The sequence below is a fragment of the Flavobacterium rhamnosiphilum genome (assembly GCF_004349195.1).
GTDB lineage: Bacteria > Bacteroidota > Bacteroidia > Flavobacteriales > Flavobacteriaceae > Flavobacterium > Flavobacterium rhamnosiphilum.
This window is the reverse complement of sequence record NZ_SMLG01000006.1, coordinates 43685-65449: the sequence shown is the minus strand read 5'-3', so window position 1 is coordinate 65449 and position 21765 is coordinate 43685. Positions and strand designations below refer to the sequence as shown.

18 protein-coding genes are annotated in these 21765 nt (G+C 33.3%); 10 read left to right on the top strand and 8 right to left on the bottom strand.

The annotated features are described in order from the left end of the window. The first annotated feature begins 191 nt into the window (after window positions 1-191). The 4 genes from E0I26_RS09390 to E0I26_RS09375 all read left to right on the top strand — a co-directional run bounded on the left by E0I26_RS09390 (window position 192) and on the right by E0I26_RS09375 (window position 3521). Window positions 192-767, top strand: a complete 576-nt coding sequence (locus E0I26_RS09390) for a hypothetical protein (RefSeq protein WP_131916229.1) — start codon at window positions 192-194, stop codon at window positions 765-767. Between the two features lie 178 nt (window positions 768-945). Then, window positions 946-2199, top strand: a complete 1254-nt coding sequence (pepT, locus tag E0I26_RS09385; RefSeq protein WP_131916228.1) for a peptidase T — start codon at window positions 946-948, stop codon at window positions 2197-2199. A gap of 4 nt (window positions 2200-2203) precedes the next feature. Next, a complete protein-coding gene (locus E0I26_RS09380; protein ID WP_131916227.1) occupies window positions 2204-2788 on the top strand; it encodes a YdeI/OmpD-associated family protein in 585 nt (194 codons plus the stop codon). A 289-nt stretch (window positions 2789-3077) separates the two neighbouring features. After that, window positions 3078-3521 carry a hypothetical protein gene (locus tag E0I26_RS09375; protein WP_205728791.1) on the top strand — a complete coding sequence of 148 codons (444 nt, stop codon included), beginning with the start codon at window positions 3078-3080 and terminating at the stop codon, window positions 3519-3521. A gap of 76 nt (window positions 3522-3597) precedes the next feature. Here E0I26_RS09375 and yajC read toward each other — a convergent pair whose 3' ends face one another. From yajC to E0I26_RS09360, 3 genes are all read right to left on the bottom strand, one after another. Continuing rightward, window positions 3598-3870 (bottom strand): preprotein translocase subunit YajC, encoded by a 273-nt coding sequence (gene yajC, locus E0I26_RS09370; protein WP_099715973.1) that lies wholly within the window; start codon window positions 3868-3870, stop codon window positions 3598-3600. Window positions 3871-3900: 30 nt separating this feature from the next. Further along, window positions 3901-4812 carry a transcription antitermination factor NusB gene (gene nusB, locus E0I26_RS09365; protein ID WP_131916388.1) on the bottom strand — a complete coding sequence of 304 codons (912 nt, stop codon included), beginning with the start codon at window positions 4810-4812 and terminating at the stop codon, window positions 3901-3903. A gap of 185 nt (window positions 4813-4997) precedes the next feature. Then, on the bottom strand, window positions 4998-6104 hold the full coding sequence (locus tag E0I26_RS09360; RefSeq protein WP_131916226.1) for a Glu/Leu/Phe/Val family dehydrogenase: 1107 nt from the start codon (window positions 6102-6104) through the stop codon (window positions 4998-5000). Window positions 6105-6306: 202 nt separating this feature from the next. Here E0I26_RS09360 and E0I26_RS09355 point away from each other — a divergent pair, with 202 nt between their 5' ends. Continuing rightward, window positions 6307-8067 (top strand): ABC transporter ATP-binding protein, encoded by a 1761-nt coding sequence (locus E0I26_RS09355; RefSeq protein WP_131916225.1) that lies wholly within the window; start codon window positions 6307-6309, stop codon window positions 8065-8067. A 71-nt stretch (window positions 8068-8138) separates the two neighbouring features. Then, window positions 8139-8519 (top strand): PUR family DNA/RNA-binding protein, encoded by a 381-nt coding sequence (locus E0I26_RS09350; RefSeq protein WP_099715976.1) that lies wholly within the window; start codon window positions 8139-8141, stop codon window positions 8517-8519. A 110-nt stretch (window positions 8520-8629) separates the two neighbouring features. Here the strand turns inward: E0I26_RS09350 and E0I26_RS09345 are convergent, their stop codons facing one another. Next, window positions 8630-8965 carry a tRNA-binding protein gene (locus tag E0I26_RS09345; protein ID WP_131916224.1) on the bottom strand — a complete coding sequence of 112 codons (336 nt, stop codon included), beginning with the start codon at window positions 8963-8965 and terminating at the stop codon, window positions 8630-8632. 397 nt (window positions 8966-9362) lie between these two features. Here E0I26_RS09345 and E0I26_RS09340 point away from each other — a divergent pair, with 397 nt between their 5' ends. From E0I26_RS09340 to E0I26_RS09330, 3 genes are all read left to right on the top strand, one after another. Next, on the top strand, window positions 9363-10916 hold the full coding sequence (locus E0I26_RS09340; protein ID WP_131916223.1) for an FMN-binding glutamate synthase family protein: 1554 nt from the start codon (window positions 9363-9365) through the stop codon (window positions 10914-10916). A 6-nt stretch (window positions 10917-10922) separates the two neighbouring features. After that, the gene (locus E0I26_RS09335) at window positions 10923-11312 is read left to right on the top strand and encodes a GreA/GreB family elongation factor (RefSeq protein ID WP_131916222.1); all 390 of its coding nucleotides are present in this window, start codon (window positions 10923-10925) and stop codon (window positions 11310-11312) included. 195 nt (window positions 11313-11507) lie between these two features. Continuing rightward, a complete protein-coding gene (locus tag E0I26_RS09330) occupies window positions 11508-12380 on the top strand; it encodes an alpha/beta fold hydrolase (protein WP_317126118.1) in 873 nt (290 codons plus the stop codon). 85 nt (window positions 12381-12465) lie between these two features. On the opposite strand, the gene E0I26_RS09325 is transcribed toward E0I26_RS09330, so the two are convergent. Further along, a complete protein-coding gene (locus E0I26_RS09325) occupies window positions 12466-13398 on the bottom strand; it encodes a peptidylprolyl isomerase (protein WP_131916220.1) in 933 nt (310 codons plus the stop codon). Between the two features lie 223 nt (window positions 13399-13621). Here E0I26_RS09325 and E0I26_RS09320 point away from each other — a divergent pair, with 223 nt between their 5' ends. Further along, window positions 13622-16141 carry a M14 family zinc carboxypeptidase gene (locus tag E0I26_RS09320; protein WP_131916219.1) on the top strand — a complete coding sequence of 840 codons (2520 nt, stop codon included), beginning with the start codon at window positions 13622-13624 and terminating at the stop codon, window positions 16139-16141. Between the two features lie 377 nt (window positions 16142-16518). Here the strand turns inward: E0I26_RS09320 and E0I26_RS09315 are convergent, their stop codons facing one another. From E0I26_RS09315 to E0I26_RS09305, 3 genes are read right to left on the bottom strand one after another with little or no spacing between them, the layout of a single operon-like run. Next, window positions 16519-20478, bottom strand: coding sequence for an Eco57I restriction-modification methylase domain-containing protein (locus E0I26_RS09315; RefSeq protein WP_131916218.1), 3960 nt, complete (start codon window positions 20476-20478; stop codon window positions 16519-16521). A 2-nt stretch (window positions 20479-20480) separates the two neighbouring features. Next, window positions 20481-21485, bottom strand: a complete 1005-nt coding sequence (locus tag E0I26_RS09310; RefSeq protein ID WP_131916217.1) for a restriction endonuclease subunit M — start codon at window positions 21483-21485, stop codon at window positions 20481-20483. Next, entirely contained in the window at window positions 21476-21685 is a 210-nt protein-coding gene (locus tag E0I26_RS09305; protein ID WP_131916216.1) for a helix-turn-helix domain-containing protein, read from the bottom strand. The genes E0I26_RS09310 and E0I26_RS09305 overlap by 10 nt, the downstream gene beginning before the upstream one ends. Window positions 21686-21765: the final 80 nt, after the last annotated feature.

Genomic DNA, 21765 nt, shown 5'->3' with positions numbered 1-21765 from the left:
GTAGCCAAAGAAGAAATAGCAAAAAACAGTAGTTAAACAAAACACTTGTTCCCCGCTATTTACAAATAAAAAAAAACACTTTCAAACTGCTTCATTCAAAATAAAATATTTTTTTTCAATGTTTTTTCTTATATTAGTACTAACTAAATTAGTATTTATTTAATTTTTTATCAACTTAAAAATATACAGATATGAAAATAAAATTACTCTTTACAGCTGTTTTGCTTTCCAGTTTTCAACTATTTTTTGCGCAAGCAATTAAGAATGAAACAAAAAAAGACACCACCAAATTAGCGACAAAAACTACTGTAACAACAATTAAAGACACTGTTATTGTGTCTAAGGCTGCAGAAACTGGGGTTGTCGCAACAGCAATACAAAATAACGCAAATGAAAAAGCTTTAAAAGAGGAAGCTAAACTACTAAAAGACAAACTCAAAGCTGAGAAAAAAGCGCTAAGAGTAGCTAATAAAATCGAAAAAGAGCAAAAGGATTTTGAAAAAAAACAAAAAGCTTTTGACAAACGACAAGACAAAATTCTTTCCAGTGAAAAATCAATTAGTACACTAAAAACAAAGATTTCAAATGAAGAAAGAAATTTAATTAAACTCAAAGAAAAATTTGAACAAAAGAAATCTAAAGGAAAGCTCAGTTCTATTGAAATTGAGAAAGAAAATATCCGAATCAGTAAACAACAAATAAAAATAAATAAGCTGGAAGGAGATCTCGATAAAACAAAAGACAAGTTAACTAAAATGAGAGATTAATTTGAACCACCTTCGGGTGGTTTTTTTTATATCTGCAAGATTATGTACATTGAAAAACAGGAATGTATTTCTCATTTTCAATGAATCTAAGCTGTTAAAAAAAATGAGAAATTACTTGTTGATTTACTTCAAAAAAGCTCCTGAAAAAATGTTTATATTTGCATAAAAACAAATTAAAATGCAACATATAATTGACCGTTTCATCAGCTACGTAACTATAGATACGGAATCTGACCCCAACTCTGAAACTACACCCAGCACAAAAAAACAATGGGATTTAGCCAATAAACTGGTTGAAGAACTAAAAGCCATTGGAATGCAAGACGTAACAATAGATGACAAAGCGTATATCATGGCAACTTTGCCAAGTAATGTGGCCCATGAAGTCCCTGTAATTGGATTTATTTCACATTTTGATACTACACCCGATTTTACTGGTGCCAATGTAAAACCTCAAATTATCCCTAATTATGATGGTAAAGACATTGTATTAAATACCGAACAAAACATTGTATTATCACCGAGCTATTTTAAAGATCTATTACTTTACAAAGGGCAAACTTTGATTACTACTGACGGAACAACATTATTAGGAGCCGATGATAAAGCCGGAATTACTGAAATTGTGACTGCAATGGAATTCCTTGTCAACAATCCCGAAATCAAACACGGAAAAATTAGAGTTGGTTTTACGCCCGATGAAGAAATTGGTCGTGGCGCGCATCATTTTGATGTAGCTAAATTTGGAGCGGATTGGGCTTATACAATGGATGGTAGTCAAATAGGCGAATTGGAATATGAAAATTTTAATGCGGCTGGTGCCAAAATTATTTTCAAAGGAAAAAGCGTGCATCCTGGTTATGCCAAAGGAAAAATGATCAATTCTATGTTGATTGCCAATGATTTTATCAATGAATTACCAATTGATGAGACACCCGAGACAACAAAAGGATACAAAGGTTTTTTTCACGTACATCATTTAACCGGAAGTATCGAAGAAACCGTTTTGGAATTAATCATTCGCGATCATAACAAGAAAAAATTTGAGAAACGTAAAGAATTAATCGAAAAAATTACTCGAAAAATCAATAAAAAATTCGCGAAACAATTTGGTTCAGCTATTGTTATCACTGAGATTAAAGACCAATATTACAATATGAAAGAAAAGGTTTTACCTGTGAAACATATTGTGGATATTGCGGAAAAAGCGATGAGAGAAATAGGTATTAAACCACTTATTAAACCCATTCGTGGCGGAACTGATGGTTCTCAATTATCGTATAAAGGATTGCCTTGTCCCAATATTTTTGCTGGCGGACATAATTTTCATGGAAAATACGAATACGTTCCTGTAGAAAGTATGCAAAAAGCGGTTGAAGTAATTGTGAAAATTGCTGAATTGACAGCAACAGAAGATTCATCTAAAAAATAATTTATTGGAATCCTCAAAAACGACTCATTCTTGGGATAAAAACAACAGTTGGTCAGAAGAATTAGAATTTCTAAAATCAATTATTGTCAAAACTGAACTCGTGGAAACTACCAAATGGGGCGGTATTGTTTATGTCCTGAATGGTAAAAACGTGCTCGGAATTGGAGGATTCAAAAATTATTTTACAATTTGTTTTTTTAACGGTGTTTTTCTGAAAGATGAAAAAAAAGTTTTAGTTAACGCGCAAGAAGGCGTTACCAAATCGTTGCGACAATGGCGCTTTTCATCAAAAGAAGAAGTCAATGAAGCGGCAGTATTAGATTATATTCAGGAAGCGATTACCAATGAAAAACAAGGAAAGAACAGTAAACCCGAGAAAAAAGAACCTATCCTTTCTGAACTTCTTCAAAAGGAATTAGATGCTGATGCCAATTTAGCAGATGCTTTTCTAAAATTCTCTCCTTACAAACAATATGAATTCTTAGAATATATTGAAACTGCAAAACGAGAAGAAACCAAACGTTCCCGGATCGAAAAAATAAAACCAATGATACTTAAAAACATTGGTTTAAACGATAAATACCGATAAAATCAAGTCCCAATTCTGAAACTCAGAGTTGTGACTTTTTATTTAACGCCACATTAGGATAATACATTCTACTTTCCTAATCATTTATACAATCTCTTTCTTTTAAAAAAGAAAACACTTCCTTCCTTGGTTACAATTTGCTGCAAATCAGAATAAATTATCTGAATCGTTCTGAAAAACTTAACATTGACCAGTGCAATAAATCACTATATTTACTTACAATCACTTAACAATTTAATAACACCAGAACAATATTCGTTTAATTGAATAAAAGCTAATACTATAAATTATGATACAAAAGAAAGAAACGGAAACTGATACAGTATCTCCAACAAAACCTGAAATTGATAAGCCAATTAGAGCTCGAAGAACAAAAGTCGTTAAACCTGTAGCGGAACCCGTTGAAATCATAGAACCGGTAATTGAAGAAATCATAATGGAAACGATAGAGATTTCTACTATTAGTCTAGAGGATAATAGTGACGTTTCAAATAAGAAAAAAAGTAAAAACGAAATCAAAAAAAAAGTAAAAATGAAAGATAAAGACAAGAAAAAGGCTAAAAAAGCCGACGCAAAAGAGAAAGCAAAGCAAAAAGCGAAAGCAAAAGCTAAAAAGGCAAAAAAAGCCAAAAAGGATAAAGCTAAAAAAGCTAAAGTCAAAGCCAAGATAAAAGCTAAAAAGGCCAAAGCAAAATCAAAAAAAGCGAAGAAGAATAAAAAGAATAAAAAATAATGATATTCTTTTTTATCAAAAAAAAGTCCCAATCCGAATAATCGGTTGGGACTTTTTTAATTCATTAAAATGAGAATTATTTTTTGTTCAATACTGCACTCATTTCCATAGAAATAGCAGAACGCTCCATTTTCAATTTTCCTGACATCGTTTCAACAACAACAGTTGTATCCGCTAATTCAGAAACTTTTCCATGAAGACCACTTTTTGTAATGATTTTATCACCTACTTTTAAGCTGCTTTCAAATTCTTTTTCGTTTTTCGCTCTTTTTTGTTGTGGTCTGATCATGAAGAAATAGATTACCACAAACATTAATAAAAACGGTGCAAATTGAGTTAATTGTTCCATAATTTAAATTCTTTTTTTTATTGATTAATATTACATTAAACCACGACCAGCTTTAATGATTCTTTTGCTGGCTTCCAGTTCTTTTACTAAATTGTCTAAAATTCCGTTGATAAAAATACTACTTTTTGGCGTAGAATATTCTTTAGCAACTTCTAAATATTCGTTAAGAGTTACTTTTACAGGAATGGATGGGAATTTTAAAAATTCACAGATTGCCATTTTCAGGATAATAGTGTCAATCTCGGCAATTCTTTCAGTGTCCCAGTTTGGTGTTTTATCAAGATATTCTTTGGCTAATTCCGTTTCGTTTAAGACCGTTTTTCTGAACAAATCTTTAACAAAATCCTTATCCTCATTGTCTTTATACAATTTTGGCACTCTAAAATTATCGTCTTCTCCAGATTTAATTACTTTCAATTGCTTGATAATATGCGTATTCACTAATGGAATATCATCAACCCAAGTCAACTTATCATCTTCTAAATATTCATACAATTTCTCGTTTGGAACAATTACATCCATGAATAAATCAACGATAAATTGTCGGTCTTCTTCAAATGTATTTACTGGATTACTCATGTAATCCGCATACAATTTGCTTGCTTTTACATCATTAAGAAGTAATAAAATATAATCGTCGTTTAAAGACCAATTATTGATTTTACGGTTTTCCAATGCAATGCTTAGTGAATTATTTTCGGCAAGGATTTGAAAGATTCTGTTTTTGATAAACTTTTCGTTGGGTTTACGTTCCTCAGGAGTTGCAAGATGTTTCAAACTGGATTTATGTAAAAAGACAGTCTCTGTTTTACAAATTTCAATCAGGGAAGAAAGCATTATAAGGTATAAATCTTGAATATTGTCGATGCTGTAAAAAAGGAATTTTTCTTCTTTTTCCAGATTATCTGAACCGCTTTGATGCATCGCATAAATGGATTGCATTACTTTAACGCGAATGTGTCTTCTATTTACCACCTTGTAAGAACTTTTATTAATTAGTCTGCAAAAATAAGTATTTCATTTTTTAAAATAAAATATATAATCGCTTATTTTAAAAGTATTCAATCAACAGCATTCAGTGAACGCTAATAAATTGTTCACTGAATACTGATAACTGAACGTTTTTTTTACTTTTTACTATTTTCTATTTTTCTTTGATTGATGCGATTTTGAGCAATAGTCAAAGCGGCATGATGTGTTGTCATCTTGTTAGCAATGGCAAAATCAAATATCTCTAATGTTGTGTTATAAATATTTTCTGTTTTACGCATGATCTCCGCTTTGTCATAATGCGCTAATTCCGCATAAACATTGATAATTCCACCCGCATTAATCAAGAAATCAGGAGCATATAGAATGCCTCTTTCTTGTAGAATTGCACCGTGAACATTCTCATCAGCCAATTGATTATTGGCAGCTCCGGCAATTACTTTTGCTTTAATTTTATAAACTGTATTGTCATTTAACGTTGCTCCCATGGCACAAGGCGCATAAATATCAACATCAGCACTGTACAAATCCTCACCTCTGAAAATTTGTGCGTTATACTTCGCTCCCACTTCATTTAATTTTTCTTCATTGATGTCAGCAATCGTTACAATTGCACCTTCTTTTGTCAAATAATCAACTAAAGTTTCTCCAACATGGCCGATTCCTTGAACCAAAACTTTTTTACCACTCAAAACATCAGAACCAAATTGTTGCTTTGCAGCAGCTTTCATTCCTAAATATACTCCGTAAGCTGTAACTGGCGATGGATTTCCAGAACCTCCTCTTGATTCAGAAATTCCGGTAACATAAGGCGTCACGTCTCTAACGATATCCATATCTGCGGTCTCCATTCCCACGTCCTCAGCAGTAATATATCTCCCGCTTAAACCATGCACAAATTCGCCAAACTTACGCATCAACTCAGGAGTTTTTTGTGTTTTGGCATCACCTATAATAACTGCTTTACCTCCACCAATATTCAATCCTGTAATAGCCGCTTTAAAAGTCATTCCACGTGAAAGACGCAATACATCGTTCAGCGCTTCCCATTCATTTGCGTAATTAAACATTCTCGTACCTCCTAAAGCAGGGCCCATAACCGAATTATGAATACCAATAATTGCTTTTAAACCTGTATCTTTGTCATTGCAAAATACAATTTGTTCGTGATCATCAAATGATAATTGACCAAAAACGGGATCCATTTTTTTAAGTTCCTTTCCAGTTGTGAAAGCTGCATTCATAGTGTGATTTTTTATAGTGATGAATTATGAATTTGTCAAAAAGACAATTCAAATTTACATAAAAAATGAACATGCAGTAGATTTTTGTCTAAAAATCACCAATTCAATAATTTAATTGATTATTATTTCATCACTAACAAGTATTAAAACTAAGGTTTTATTCAAAAAATGAAACCATTTCAACACAGAATATCTTAAAAAAATGAAAGAATTACGTTATTTAAATAAATATTTCGTCAAATACAAATACAGTTTCTTACTGGGAATTATTTTCACCATTATCGCACAAATATTCATGCTTTTCACTCCCAAGTTGATTAGCAAATCATTTAAGGTAATTGAAGCTTTCGCCAAAGATAAAACCATTGCCAAATCAGTTATTCATCAAGAATTAATTTCAAATATTTTACTGATTATTGCCACAACAATCATTGCTGGTTTTCTTACTTTTTTGATGAGACAAACCTTAATTGTAATGTCACGTCACATAGAATTCGATTTAAAAAACGAAGTGTTCCGTCAATATGAAAACCTGTCGCAGAACTTTTATAAGCAAAATCGCACCGGAGATTTAATGAACCGCATCAGTGAGGATGTTTCAAAAGTAAGAATGTACGTAGGGCCTGCTGTGATGTATTCGATTAATACTTTTATCCGTTTTGCAATTGTAATCGTTTATATGTACAATGTATCCCCAAGATTGACTTTATACACGCTATTGCCTTTACCAATTTTGTCGTACGTCATTTTTAAACTCAGCTCCGAGATCAATAAAAGAAGTACTATTTTCCAGCAATATTTATCCAAAGTGTCCAGTTTTTCACAAGAAATATTTTCAGGAATCCGAGTGATAAAAGCCTATTCACTGGAAGACCAGCATCAACAAAATATGGTTAATTTAGCCAATGAAAGCAAAAGCAAAAGCTTAAACTTAGCCAAAGTGCAATCCTTATTTGGTCCGTTAATGTTAGCGCTGATAGGAATTAGTAACTTAGTGGTAATCTATTTTGGTGGTCTAATGTACATTGACGGCACTATAAAAAGTATTGGAACCATCGCTGAATTTATTTTATATGTCAACATGCTTACTTGGCCGGTAGCTTCATTAGGATGGGTTTCTTCGATGGTTCAAGAAGCTGAGGCTTCCCAAAAACGCCTTAATGAATTCCTAAAAATCGAACCGGAGATAAAAAATAAAAATCTGGACAAATCAGTGATTGAAGGTTCTATTTCTTTTGAAAATGTAAGCTATACTTATGAAGACACTAATATAAAAGCGATACAAAACATTTCATTTACAGTAAAAAAAGGAGAAACTTTAGCTATTCTAGGGAAAACCGGATCTGGTAAATCGACTATTTTATCCTTGATTTCACGTATGTATGATGTTACAGAAGGGAAAATAAACATTGACGGAAATGAAATAAGCACCATCAACTTGTTTGATTTACGTAACAGTATCGGAATTGTACCACAAGATGCCTTTTTGTTTTCGGACAGTATCAAGAATAACATTATGTTTGGCAAAGAGAATGCAACGGAAGAAGAGGTAAAAGCTGCCGCAAAAAGTGCCGTTGTACATGATAATATTATGGGTTTCAACAAACAATACGAAACAATCCTGGGGGAAAGAGGAATTACACTTTCAGGAGGTCAAAAACAAAGAGTTTCCATTGCAAGAGCAATTATCAAGAATCCTCCTATTTTACTTTTTGACGATTGCTTATCTGCAGTTGACACGGAGACCGAAGAAGCAATTTTAAACAACTTACATGAAATTTGTAAGGATAAAACCACCATTATTGTAAGCCATCGCGTTTCTTCCGCTAAAAATGCAGACCGAATTATCATCATTGAAAAGGGGGAAATTATACAACAAGGTTCTCATAATCAATTGATAAATCAAGAAGGCTATTACGCCGCTTTATATTTGAAACAACTTTCAGAAAAAGAAATGCTATAATTGTTGGATAATACATATATTTTTTAGATTTTTGGATACTACTTAACAACCATAAATTGATAGAAAGGAATATGAGAGAACATGACATGTTAGAAAAAGAAGAGATATTTTCTAAAGTTTTAAGAGCTGGAAGAAGAACATACTTCTTTGATGTGAGAGCGACAAAAGCAGATGATTATTACATTACCATTACCGAAAGCAAAAAATTTACTGAAGAAGATGGATCATTCCATTTCAAAAAACATAAAATCTATTTATATAAAGAAGATTTTGCAGCTTTTGCAGAAATTCTTGGCGAAATGACTTCTTATGTTTTGAACCACAAAGGCGAAGAAGTAATTTCTGAAAGACACCAAAAAGATTTCAAAAAGGAATATGCTTCTGAAAAATCAGATGATGAAATTATACCACAAACATCAACTTTTACCGATATTGAATTTGATGATATTTAATTTTTAATTCCTTACTTACACATAAAAAAAGTCCAAAAATCAGAAGATTTTTGGACTTTTTTTATGGTGATACTCTAAATAGCAGTTCGTTTTTGTTTATGAATCCAATATTACCCAATTCGCAACCCGTTTTCTATTTTGAAATCGGGAGCCAGCAAAATTACGTCACCTTCATCTCCTACCGCACCCAATACCAGACATTCGCTCATGAATTTCCCGATTTGCTTTTTAGGAAAATTAACCACCGCTACAATCTGGCGGTTAAGTAAATCTTCTTTTTCGTAACGTTTGGTTATTTGCGCCGATGTTTTTCTAATTCCGATTTCAGAACCAAAATCTATGGTAAGTTGGTACGCTGGTTTTCTAGCTTCAGGAAAATCATTGACTTCCAGAATAGTTCCTACACGCATTTCTACTCTTTCAAATTCAGGCCAGGTCAGTTCCATGTAATTTTAGTTTTACTTTTGAAGCATAAAGTTACATTTTACAAAATAAAAACCTACATATTAGAAAAAGATATTTCATAATTAAAAGCAGGAAAAAGCCAATCTGGCATGTTAAATACACGTTAAACATATTAAAACTAAAAGAAATGAATGTACTTTTGTATTGCGGAATTTAAAATTTTATGAAAATATTTCCAAATACAACACCAACCTCCACCACTCTTTTCAAAGAGTTTTTTGTGTTTGGCGCAAAATTTTCGCATTCAAAAGCCTTTGTTGATTAGACCTTCGTCTATATAAAAACAAACTACTTCGAGACGAAGGTTTTTCTTTACATCATTTATTTAATCAGAAATTTTAAAAGTTATCTTTTTAAAATTCAATCAAATTTAAAAACATGTTTTTAAAAAAATTAGCTGCGCACCAAATTATTTGGGCGTCAACCCTTTCGTTTTTAGCAATCAGTAGTGTATTGATTTATTTCGATTATCTTGATTATTTATTTTTGGTTATTCCGCTTTTATTACTTTATATGCTCCTTTCGGATACTTTCCAATCCAAACATACCGTTAAAAAAAACTACCCAATTGTGGGTCGATTCAGGTATTTCTTAGAATCTTTTCGTCCGGAAATGCGTCAATATTTCTTTGAAGGCGAATTAGACGGCAAACCTTTTAATCGCAGACAACGAACTATCGTTTATCAAAGAGCCAAAAATGTAAAGCAAACTATCTCTTTCGGAATGCAGGATGACCCCAACAGAATTGGGTACGAATGGGCAGCGCATTCTATTTATCCAAAAAGAGCCGACAAACAATTTTTCAGAACCACCGTTGGGAACAGCCAATGTTTGCAGCCTTATAGTGCCAGTATTTATAATATCAGTGCCATGAGTTATGGCGCATTGAGCAAAACTGCCATTTCTTCTTTGAATAAAGGAGCCCAGAAAGGCGGATTTGCACATAATACAGGCGAAGGAGGAATCAGTGATTTTCACTTAGAAGGCGGTGATTTAATTTGGCAAATCGGAACTGGATATTTTGGATGCAGAAAAGACGATGGTACCTTTTCAGAAGGATTATTTACAGAAAAAGCCAACTTTCCACAAGTTAAAATGATTGAGTTAAAACTCTCGCAAGGAGCAAAACCTGGACACGGAGGATTATTACCAGGCGAAAAAAACACGCCTGAAATTGCTAAAATCAGAAACATCCAACCTCATGTGGCTGTACATTCGCCAGCAGCCCATACTGCTTTTTCAAACAGTACTGAATTATTGTTTTTTCTAAAAAAATTAAGACACTTATCTAACGGAAAGCCGGTTGGATTCAAAATTTGCATTGGGCGTCAAGATGAATTCATAGCAATTGTTCAAGCCATGAAAGAAACAGGAATTGTTCCTGATTTCATTACCATTGACGGAGCAGAAGGAGGAACTGGAGCAGCACCTTTAGAATTTATTGATTATATGGGAATGGCACTTTCGGATGCTTTGATATTTGTTACCAAAACCTTAAAACAATTTGAACTCAGGGATCAAGTTAAAATTATGGCTTCTGGAAAAATCATCACTGGTTTTGATATCGCTAAAGCAATATCACTTGGCGCCGATGCCTGTTACAGCGCACGAGGAATGATGTTTGCGCTAGGCTGTATTCAAGCGCTGCAATGTGATAGTGGCAAATGTCCTGTTGGTATTGCAACACAGGATAAAGCTTTATACAAAGGATTGGATATTACTGAAAAAAGTGTGCGCGTTGCTCATTTTCACAACAACACGTTAAAAGCTTTTGCAGAATTCATTGGAGCTTGTGGATTTGATTCCCCAAAAGCCATTACTCCAGATGTTTTTTACCGCAGAATTGACCATAAAACGAATGAAAGTTTTGCAGCACTATTTTTTAACGATTTTGAAAATAAAGCTAAAACCGAAAAAATAAACTTAAACTAAATCCAAATGAAGCCAACTCCAGTTTTAACAATTACCGATTATCACATTCTTCGGGAATTGGTGAAAAATGCAAAAGACAGTACGAATATTAGAGAAATCGCTTTGCTTACACAAGAATTAGATCGGACAATTGTCAACAAAGAAGGTGTTCTTGACGAATCTATTATCCGAATGAATTCTCATGCAACAGTCGAAGATACCAAGACCAAACAGCAAATGAAAATTCAAATTGTTATGCCTTCACAATCCAACATTAAAGAAGGAAAAGTTTCTATTTTGGCTCCTTTATCCGTCGCAATAATTGGCTTTAAAGAAAATGACGAAGTGGAATGGCAATTGCCTGCCGGAATTAAAAATTTAAAAATAATTGCCGTAACGAATACTCCAAACAACTAATTACCAACTCTTTTAAACACCTCATTTATGAAGGTGTTTTTTTTATCTATAAGCGGAAATTCTTTCTTTTCATCTTCGAAAACAAAAAAATTACAACTATTTACACTAATTATGTAATACTATTTTCAGTTTATGCCACTAATTTTACAAAAGACGAATATTAAATTCATCTTGTAAATAGTAACTATTATGGAAATGAGTCAGAAAAACAGTAGCGAATCGAGAAAGGAAAACAACACTGGATTAGACATGTACATTGAAACAGCGCCTAATGTAAAATTATATGTTAAAGATTATGGTGAAGGAAAACCAGTTATTCTTATTCACGGATGGCCACTATCTAATGAAATGTGGGAATACCAAATTGATACTTTAGTTCAAAATAATTTTAGAGTTATTGTTTATGACCGTCGTGGTTTTGGAAAGTCCTCACAACCTTGGGATGGTTATGATTATGACACTTTAGCCGACGACTTAAAGGCTATTATTGACCAATTGGATTTAAAAGAAGCCACACTTGTTGGATTTTCAATGGGTGGTGGCGAAGTAGTACGCTATTTCAGTCGTCACAGCGGAAAAGGGGTTTCTAAAGCGGTGCTTATTGCATCAGTGACACCGTTTCAATTGCAAACGGATTCTAATCCAAATGGTGTTCCACAAGAAAAATATGATGCTATGGCAGCACAAATCAAGGAAGATCGAATTGGCTTTCTGGATAGTTTTGGAAAAACATTTTTTGGAGTGAGCTTTATCAGCAAACCTATCAGTACACCATTATTGGATTATTACAGAATGCTGTGCTCTTTTGCTTCACCACGTGCCACTTTAGAATGTGCCATATCATTTTCAACAACCGATTTCCGTCGTGAAATGGCATCTGTCAATGTTCCTACATTAATTATTCATGGGGACGAAGACAAAACAGTACCTATTGAAATTACTTCAGAAATAGCGGCAAAATTAATACCCGACAATAAATTTATTGTTTATGAAGGAGCGCCACACGGGTTATTTTACATTGAAAAAGATAAATTAAACAAGGATTTGATTGAATTTTTAAATTCATAAGTAGTAACAAATTCATTTATTGCAAAAAACTCCCAAAACTTTCGTTTTGGGAGTTTTAATTTTATATGCTAATAAATAGTTTAAACTATTTAACATCCATTAATTCTACGTCAAAAATCAAAGTAGCATTTGGTGGAATTGCTCCTCCAGCACCACGAGATCCGTAACCTAAATGTGAAGGAATAACGAAACGTGCTTTGTCACCTACGCGCAACAACGCAATACCTTCGTCCCAACCTTCAATAACGTTTCCTTTTCCTAATGGAAATTCAATTGGTTTTTTACGCGGATAGGAGCTGTCAAAAACTTTTCCGTCAGGAAGTTGTCCTGTATAATGTACTGAAACTGTTTTTCCGTTCTCCGCTTTTTTACCTTCCCCTCTTTGGATGAATTGGTAACGCAAACCGCTTTCTGTTTTTTCAAAACCGGCAGCCAATTTTTCCATAGCGGCTTCAGCATCTGCTTTTAAAGCAGCATCACGCTTGTTACGAGAACCTTTGAAAGTGATAAAAGCTTCAATTGCATTCCAATTTTTAGCTTCTTCTCCTACTCTAACAATTTCTAAAGACTCCAAAACATCCCCTTGAGCAACAGCATCAACAACATCTTGACCTTCTACCACATGACCAAAAACAGTATGTTTATTATCCAACCATTCTGTTGGGATGTGTGTAATGTAAAATTGAGAACCGTTTGTTCCAGGTCCTGAATTAGCCATTGCCAAAACTCCCGGACGATCGTGTTTCAAACTTGGATGAAATTCATCATCAAATTTATACCCTGGATCTCCAGTTCCTGTTCCTTGTGGACAACCACCTTGAATCATGAAATCAGGAATTACTCTGTGGAATTTTAATCCGTCATAAAATTTAACCCCTTGCGGTTTTACTTTATTTTCTAAGTTTCCTTCTGCCAATCCTACGAAATTCCCCACTGTACCTGGAGTCAAATCGTGTGTTAGTTTTACTAAAATAGCACCTTTTGCAGTGTTGAATTTAGCATATATTCCGTTTTCCATTTTTGTTTAATTTTTATTGAAAGGCAAATTTACGAAATTAATTTATTTGAACCTATTCGCTAAAATGTTACATTTGATAAATTATCATGATATTTAGTCCAATTTATAGCCTTAAAAACATCTTATTTAAAGTAGTTTGAAATTTAACCTTTGAATAAATTATAAATCAACTTGAATTCAATTGATACTTTTAATACCATCACCAATAAAAACTTATTTTTTCATGAAATTTATCTATTGCATTTTATTCTTTACTAGCTTCATTTGTAATGCGCAACAGCAGTTGGTGACATTAGAGTATTTTTTACCAAAAAATTCTACATACAATGAAAAAATTCCGACTCCAAAAAGCATATTTAATTTTGAATTAGGAGAAATGCACACGGATCACAATCAAGTGGTTCATTTTATGAATGCAATTGCAAAAGCCTCAGACAGAGTACAAATAGAAACAACCGGTTACACTTATGAAAACCGTCCGCTTCAATTACTTACTATTTCGAGTCCTAAAAATTTAGCGAAAATTGATGAAATCCATAAAAGACATCTCGCACTAACGGAATCAAATGCCAGTGTTCAGGACGTATCTGACTTACCTATTGTAGTCTATTTAGGATATTCCATTCATGGTAATGAGTCCAGCGGAACGGGAGCTGCGATTGCTTTGGCATATTATCTTGCAGCATCTGAAAGTCCTGAACTTGAAAAAATACTGGACAATACGGTCATTTTATTAGATCCCAGTTTAAATCCAGATGGACTACATCGTTTTTCTACTTGGGTAAATAGCCATAAAAGTAAAAATTTAGTAACTGATCCTAATGATCGAGAATTCAATGAAACATGGCCGGGTGGTCGATTTAATCATTATTGGTTTGACATGAACAGAGACTGGCTTCCTGTTCAACTTCCGGAAAGTCAGGCACGCATTAGAACTTATAGAAAATGGATGCCTAACGTATTGTGTGATTTCCACGAAATGGGAACTAATTCGACCTACTTTTTTCAACCAGGAGTTCAAAGCCGCACTAATCCGCTTACTCCTGAATTGAACCAAAAACTTACTGAAAAAATTGCAGGCTACCATGCCAAAGCATTGGATAAAATTGGAAGTTTTTATTTTGTCGAAGACGGTTTTGATGACTTTTATTACGGTAAAGGATCTACTTATCCAGACATCAATGGCGGTATAGGCATTTTATTCGAACAAGCGAGTTCAAGAGGACATGCCCAACAAAGCGTAAACGGAGTAATCACTTTCCCATTTACCATCAGGAATCAATTTACCACCAGCTTATCTACGCTGCAGGCTACGTATGAAATGCGAAAAGAGTTATTGAAATACCAACACGATTTTTTTGTTAATTCCAGTATCGAAAGTAAAAATAATAAAATAAAAGGCTACGTTTTTGGAGACGAAAAAGATGCCACTAAAGTTAAAGAACTGACTAAAATCCTTAGCCAACATAAGATTGAGATGCTTCATTTGAAAGAAGACATCACCATCAACAAAAAGAAATTCAGCAAAGACTTGAGTGTTATTATTCCAATGGAACAAAAAAATTCAAAGCTGATACACGCTATTTTCGACAGACAAACCAAGTTCAAAGACAGCTTATTTTATGACATTTCAGCATGGAATTTTGATTTGGCTTTCAATTTAAATTTTGAAGGAATGAATTCCCTTTCACAGGCTGGAGCGCGTTACGAAAGCCCGTTCAAATCCGGAATGGTGAATCAAAAAAGTGATGTGGGTTATTTAATTGAATGGACCGATTACAATTCTCCTAAACTTTTATACCAATTACTGGCCAAAGGACTGCGCGTAAAAACGACCAAAAAACCATTTGTACACAACGGGAAAACTTTTTCCTATGGAAGTTTATTATTGCCTATTCAAAATCAAACGCTGAGTTCGGATGAAATTCATGCTTACCTCAACAAAATTATTCCAAACTATGCTATTGCAATTACCGCAGTAGAAACGGGTTTTACCGATGGTGCCAATTTAGGAAATCCTAATTTAGTTAATCTCACTATGCCAAAAGTAGCCATGGTTGTGGGCCGTAATGTTGATCCATCAGATGCTGGAGAATTATGGCATTTATTTGATCAAAAAGCAGCAATTCCGTTAACTAAAATAGATGTGGAACAACTGCAAAAAGTGAATCTAAGCGCCTACACTACTTTAATCATGGTGAATGGAAATTATGCTGGACTTTCGCCGGCCACAATAACTAAAATAGAACAATGGACACAAAACGGAGGGACTTTAATTGCTTATCAGGATGCCATTAAATGGCTGAACGATGCCAAATTAATTGAGTTGACTTTAAAAACCAATAAAAGTGAAGCCAAAGCGATTACCTTTGAACAAACTAGCGATTACAAAGGAGCACAAGAGATTGGCGGAGCCATATTTGAAACTAAATTAGATTTGTCCCACCCAATTAATTATGGAATGCCTAGAAATACAATGCCCATTTTCAGGAATTCATCGATTTTTATTGAACCCAATAAAAACAGCTTTAACAACCCGATACAATACACTAAAAATCCATTACTGAGCGGTTACATTTCGAAACCAAAACTGGAATTATTAAAAGAAACCGTTCCGTTTCAAGCAATACGAAAAGGAGAAGGGAATATCTTAATTTTTACTGATAACACTAATTTCAGAGCTTTCTGGTTGGGAACCGAAAAATTATTTTGGAATGCGGTTTTCTTTAGTAAACTCATGTAGTAAAAACCATAATCACATATTGAAATAGCATCTCAGAATAGTAAAAAAAACAAGCGCAGCGTAGCAATCCGTTGCGCTTTTTTGGGTTTTAATACTAATCTAACGTTCCCTTGCTACAAGATGTTTGGGACTAAAAAAGCCTAATCTTCGGTTATACACTAAAAATGTAAGTACAAAACCGTTTTAAAATTAAGCCCAATGCCCAAATCTCTTGTGAGCAAGTGTTATGCCTCGTTGTTCTTTTTCGTCCGCTTGATTGTCTGTCGGTTTTGCAGTGTGGTTGGACAGACACACTCTTTGACAAGCGCTGGTGTGATGTTGGCAATATGTGTGGCTGTGAAGTGAAGGCTCATTTTTACTCAAATTAATTATCCTTTTTAGTCTGCCATTGGTTTTATCATTTTTTCAATAAACTCAATTTCAGCTTTGGTCAATTTATATTTTGCATATAATTGTTGGTCAATTTTAGCGATTGATTTTGTCCAATCTATTTTCGAGTTTTCTGAAAAGTCTTGAAGCGGAACATATTTCCATACATCTTTATTGTTGTCTTGAGTTACTTTCAATACTCCTAGCATTGAACGAACAAATTTTGTCTTAATGTACTTCAAACAAGATTGGGCTTCTTTAACTGTATTAAATGCTCCGATACTTATAAAAGACTGAGTATATCCAGTTCCTAGATTTCCAATTACAGGTTCGCCAATCAATGCAGTCGGTACAACCTCACCTAAAGCTCCTGAACCATTACTTTTGGGAAGTAATACCTTGAACTTATTTGTATTTTTGTGGTCTTCAATATATTTGGCTGGTAAAAAGCGATAAGTTCTGCTGTTTTTAATTAAACCAAAAACACAAATATCATTTTTGCTAGCAGGTTCTTCTGCAAATATTGATAACTGGTCAAAAATTGAAGTTGTTAATCGTTTCTCTCTACCCTCACTGCCAATAATATTTTTATAAGCTGGATAATCTTTGTAGAGAGTTTCTAAATCAAATTTATTCTGTGTATATATATTGCTGGCTATTGACTCAAATTTAGGAGCTATAATTACTTTTTGTAAAATAGAATTTACTTCTTGAAACTTTGAAAAAACTCCAATTTTTTCAAAATTTTGCTTTTTATCTCTTAAAGTAATTGTTATCCCGCCCATTAAGTTCACCTCAGGAAATGCATCACTGCTCTTACTGAAATAAGATTGAACTTTTAAGTGTTTATCATCTAACATTTTCTTATTCCATTGACTTGGCGTTTTACCTGCATTGAAAAGAAATCTACCAGGGGTTACGAGCACCACTTTTTCACTTAACTGATAAGCTAAATCCATAAATAGATGATAAATAGGATTATCGCTCGTACCTTCTCTTCTATCTTGATAAGGCGGATTGCCTACAATTACATTAAACTTCATATGCTTATTGTTTATTTTAATGGTTTCATCTTGAATCAAATTGTTTTCTTTAATTAAATCTAAGGACGTATGATTCTGTTCAATTAGATTAACATCTAATTCAAGTAGCTTGTATACCTTTCTCGTGAATTCATAAGTAAGTTTTGACGTGGGTATGGAATAAAAATTGCTTGCAGTTATTTTTCCGAATTTTTTATAAACTGCGTATACAAATTCTCCCTGTTTAGAGGCAATGTCCAGTAGTAATGTCGAATCTGAAATAGTGTTGTCAGGCAAAGAATTAATCATCAATTCGGTAATGTTTTCAGGAGTAACTACTTCCCATTCAGAAAGACGACCAAATTTTTTCAGTGCATTACTAGCTCTTTTAATTGGAGAAATTTCAGTATCGTTCGATAATGAATTAATATTGTGAATTTTATAATCAAGTTCGCTTAATATAAACGGGTTGATGTGTTTTTGAAACAACTCAAGTATTATCGCATCTAAATTCAAATTTGAAGCAATTCGCAAATTGTCAGGATTACCCTTGATGTGATTAATTATTTCTTGTAGTGATTTAACTCTTGAATCTGTCAAAAATGCGAAGAATAAAATTCTTGCATAATACATTGCAAACTGACCTTTATAATCATTTACAGCTTTATCATCTTTTGATTTGGATTTTGTATTCCCTTCATTTTCGTTATCGTCATTATCAGGGGTATCTTCTATATCAATTTCATCTCCTTCACCTTCTGTTGGTTTAATTTCGATGCCTTGACGAGAACCGATTTTTCCTTGTCTTTCAATTTCGGCTTTGATGGCTTCAATATCTAACAAAGCATAATCAATAGCAATAGTTGTTGCTTCATCAAATACGCTTCTATTACTCGAATATTTGCGAACAGCATCCAATATATCAGCTGGCTGTATTTGAACAATTTTGTTATGGTGCAAAACTACAATTGGAGATATTTCAAGTTCTTTTTTGATTCTATCGGCTAATTTGTTGTTTCCGTTAGATTCCGTATTTACATTGTAAATCTGTGATTTATGTTCCTGCATTTGGAACATTCTGTTTGGGTTAAAGTCAACCAATAAAGTTTGTGGTTTCATATTGAATTTTACCACATCACCTGTCGGGGCTGCGAAAACCTTGATGTACTGATTTTGTAAACGAAAAATGGCTTGGTCGTATTCTTGTGGTGATGATGTATCTTTTAGGTAAAGCATTGTATCCCATTCGTGAACTGTGCTACCCGTGAGCATTCTGTTTACTGTTAGAGTGATTGTTTTTATATTTTCACTTTCACACTTTTTGATTTTGGCTTGAACTGCTTGTGTGTCTTTGAAGTTTTTTTCGTTCTCAACACCTGAAATATTGATAATTTCGTAATTGCTAAGATGTTTAAAATCTTGATTCTTGATTAATTCTTCCAATGCGTCACAAGATGCTCGATAAGGCAAAACACAAACAATATGACGGCACATTTTGCCTTCTTTTATTTTATCGTAATCTAGGAAACTTAATAAATTGGCATCCTCTTCTGAGCCGTCAATTACTTTTAGCAAGTCAAGAATTTCCTTTTCGTACTTGAATTTTTTGTGGAGTTTATTTTCCTTGTCTATGATTATTGATTGCGGTTTGAAAAGTTCTGAAAAAGCAAAGGTTACGCCTTGCTTTTTCAATTCTTCCATTTTTTTTCGGGAAGATTCATTTGGGTTAAAAGCAAAACGAATCATTTGAGGAAATCCATAATAAGGATTATCCCATTCCTTAACTTCGTCTTTGTTTAGATTTTCTACATCCCATTTTTCTTGATCTTCTGCAATATTTGTGAATTGATAAAATGCAATAATGTCATCATTGGTAAACTCGCTATTCATTAAAATGCGATAAGGCGTTCCGGAAAGATGAATGCGAATTTTAGCATTAAAAACTTTATTGGTAATTTCTAAATCGTCTAAAGTATTGTCATTTAGTTTTAATTCACTTTTTATTTCTTTGGCACTAAATTTTTCCTCTTTTAAGACTTTTCCATATTCAATGGCTCTTGCTCCAAAATGTGTTTCGTCAATGAGCAATAAGTCAATTTGATTTTCAAATACTTCTTTATGCTTTGTTTTTATTTCATCTCCTTGAAGGTCTTGTAAGGTTAAAAACAAAACAATTTTCTCATTTGCCTTTTGTTTTTCGGCAATAATCGTATCGCTTGTTAGGAGAGAGGTACTATCTAAAAAACAATATTCATCAAATTTAATGTGACTTTCAACAGTTCTTTTCCATTCTTCTTTCACATCAGCTTTTGCTGAAACCACAACCACTAGTTTAGCACCCATTTCAACGGCACAACACATTGATGTAAATGATTTGCCAAAACGCATAACAGCATACATCAATAAATTGGTTTGACCTTTATTTATGGATTCTCGAAAATTATCTATTGTTTTTTGTTGGTTTGGTCTTGGATTGTAATTCTCAGTTCTATTGTATGTATGCGTAATTGGAATGTGACTTTCATCAAAACGATAATATTGATATTTGGATTCGTTGTTAAGATGTCCGTTTTTTATGTCTTTTATTGCTTCTTGCAGGTCTTTTTCTGTTGCGTTTTCAAAAAACTCATTGGAGTAATATGGAATGTCTTTTAAAGCGTTAGGTTTTAATCTATTTCTTTTTAATTCGACTTCAAGAAAAAGATGAACTGCATAATCTCTGAAAAAAATTTCATCATCAACTTTTGCTACATTTCCAAATTTCTTTTCAAGGTTGGGGAAGTATTTACGCCACTCATTCAATCTTGTTTCAATTGGTCGATAAGTATCACCAACTTTCAAATAATTTGGAATGGTTTCCGTGGTAAAAGCATAGATTTGAGGTTCAACTCTACCGATAATTATTTCGTCAAGTATAGCTACATTTATATTATTTGCTTCTGCCATATTTATTTCTTTAACAAGTCAATAAACCTTATTACTTTACCTGCTTTACTTGTTTCTTTGTCTTTTTCCTCCCAATCCATAATGTAGCAATAAATGCCATTGTGAAGCTTTATGTTTTGTGTTTCACAACCTTTGCATTTCTTTATTTCTGTTTTAGTTTCAAAAAAATCTAGAATTTCTAGAATTTCATTTTTACAACTGTTAGGAATAATTCCTTTTAGACCGTCCATTTGCCAGATATTCCAAGAAATAATTTGTGCAATATTTTGGATGGTTTCAAGAGTTGGTTCAATTTCAAATTTGTGTGTAAAGTTTTCAATGAATGTTATAAGCAATGCTTCTCGAGCCAAAAGCAAACTATCTCCTTGCCATTCAAAACCGTAAGTGCTTTTAAATGCGGTTTCAACTGCTTTTAGCCATTCATCTGTTGAGTCCAAATTTTCATTTACTACTCTTAATTTTCTGTCTAAAATTCCGATTCTATTCTCAATCTTAATAAATTCTCCCGTTGTTGTGTCGTATCTACTAACTAGATAAGGTGCTTCTCCACAAGAAATCTCTAATCGAGTATCACGAACATAGTCTTCCCAAGTCTTGTCTTTTGGGAAAGCAATTTTTTCTTTTGTTATTTCCCAAGATTTTGTTCCGTTTTTTAACAAGATTTCTTTATTAAAAACACCTTCTGTTCCAAACCAAGGATTGTCAACCAAATTGTTTTGTGCATTGCATATCCAAGAAGGAGTGAAAACTTCAGCCATTTCTTTGGAGCGTGATAGTTGTAAAGTTTTGTCCTTTTGAACTCTAGGCATTATTACATTGCCTTTTTCTCCTGTGATTAAATCAGGTAAAATTTCAGAATTAAATCTGTATGAATCTCCGAGATGTTCGTAATTGTCTGTCGCCCAAAAAATATTTTTTTGAGTGGTTTGGTCACGCAGTAGTATTCCGAGAACGTCAGGGTACTTCTCGATTAACTCGTTTTCTAATATGTCGATAACTACTTGCACTTGTATACTTCTTCGTTAGTTTTTAAAAGTTCTTTTACATCAATCTTTAGAATGTTAGCTATTTCGTATAGCACTTCAAGTCTTGGTTGTTGTCGATTTTGCACATAACCGTTAACCATATTGTAGCTCTTACCAAGCTGTTCGGCTAACCAAGTCTGCTTAATTCCTTTTTCTTCAAGTACTTCTTTGATTTTGTTCATTATTACAAAAGATGTCAAGTCGCAAATTTAGTTTTATTTTTCAATATCTCGTTTTTCAAGATATAAAATGTTTGAATAAT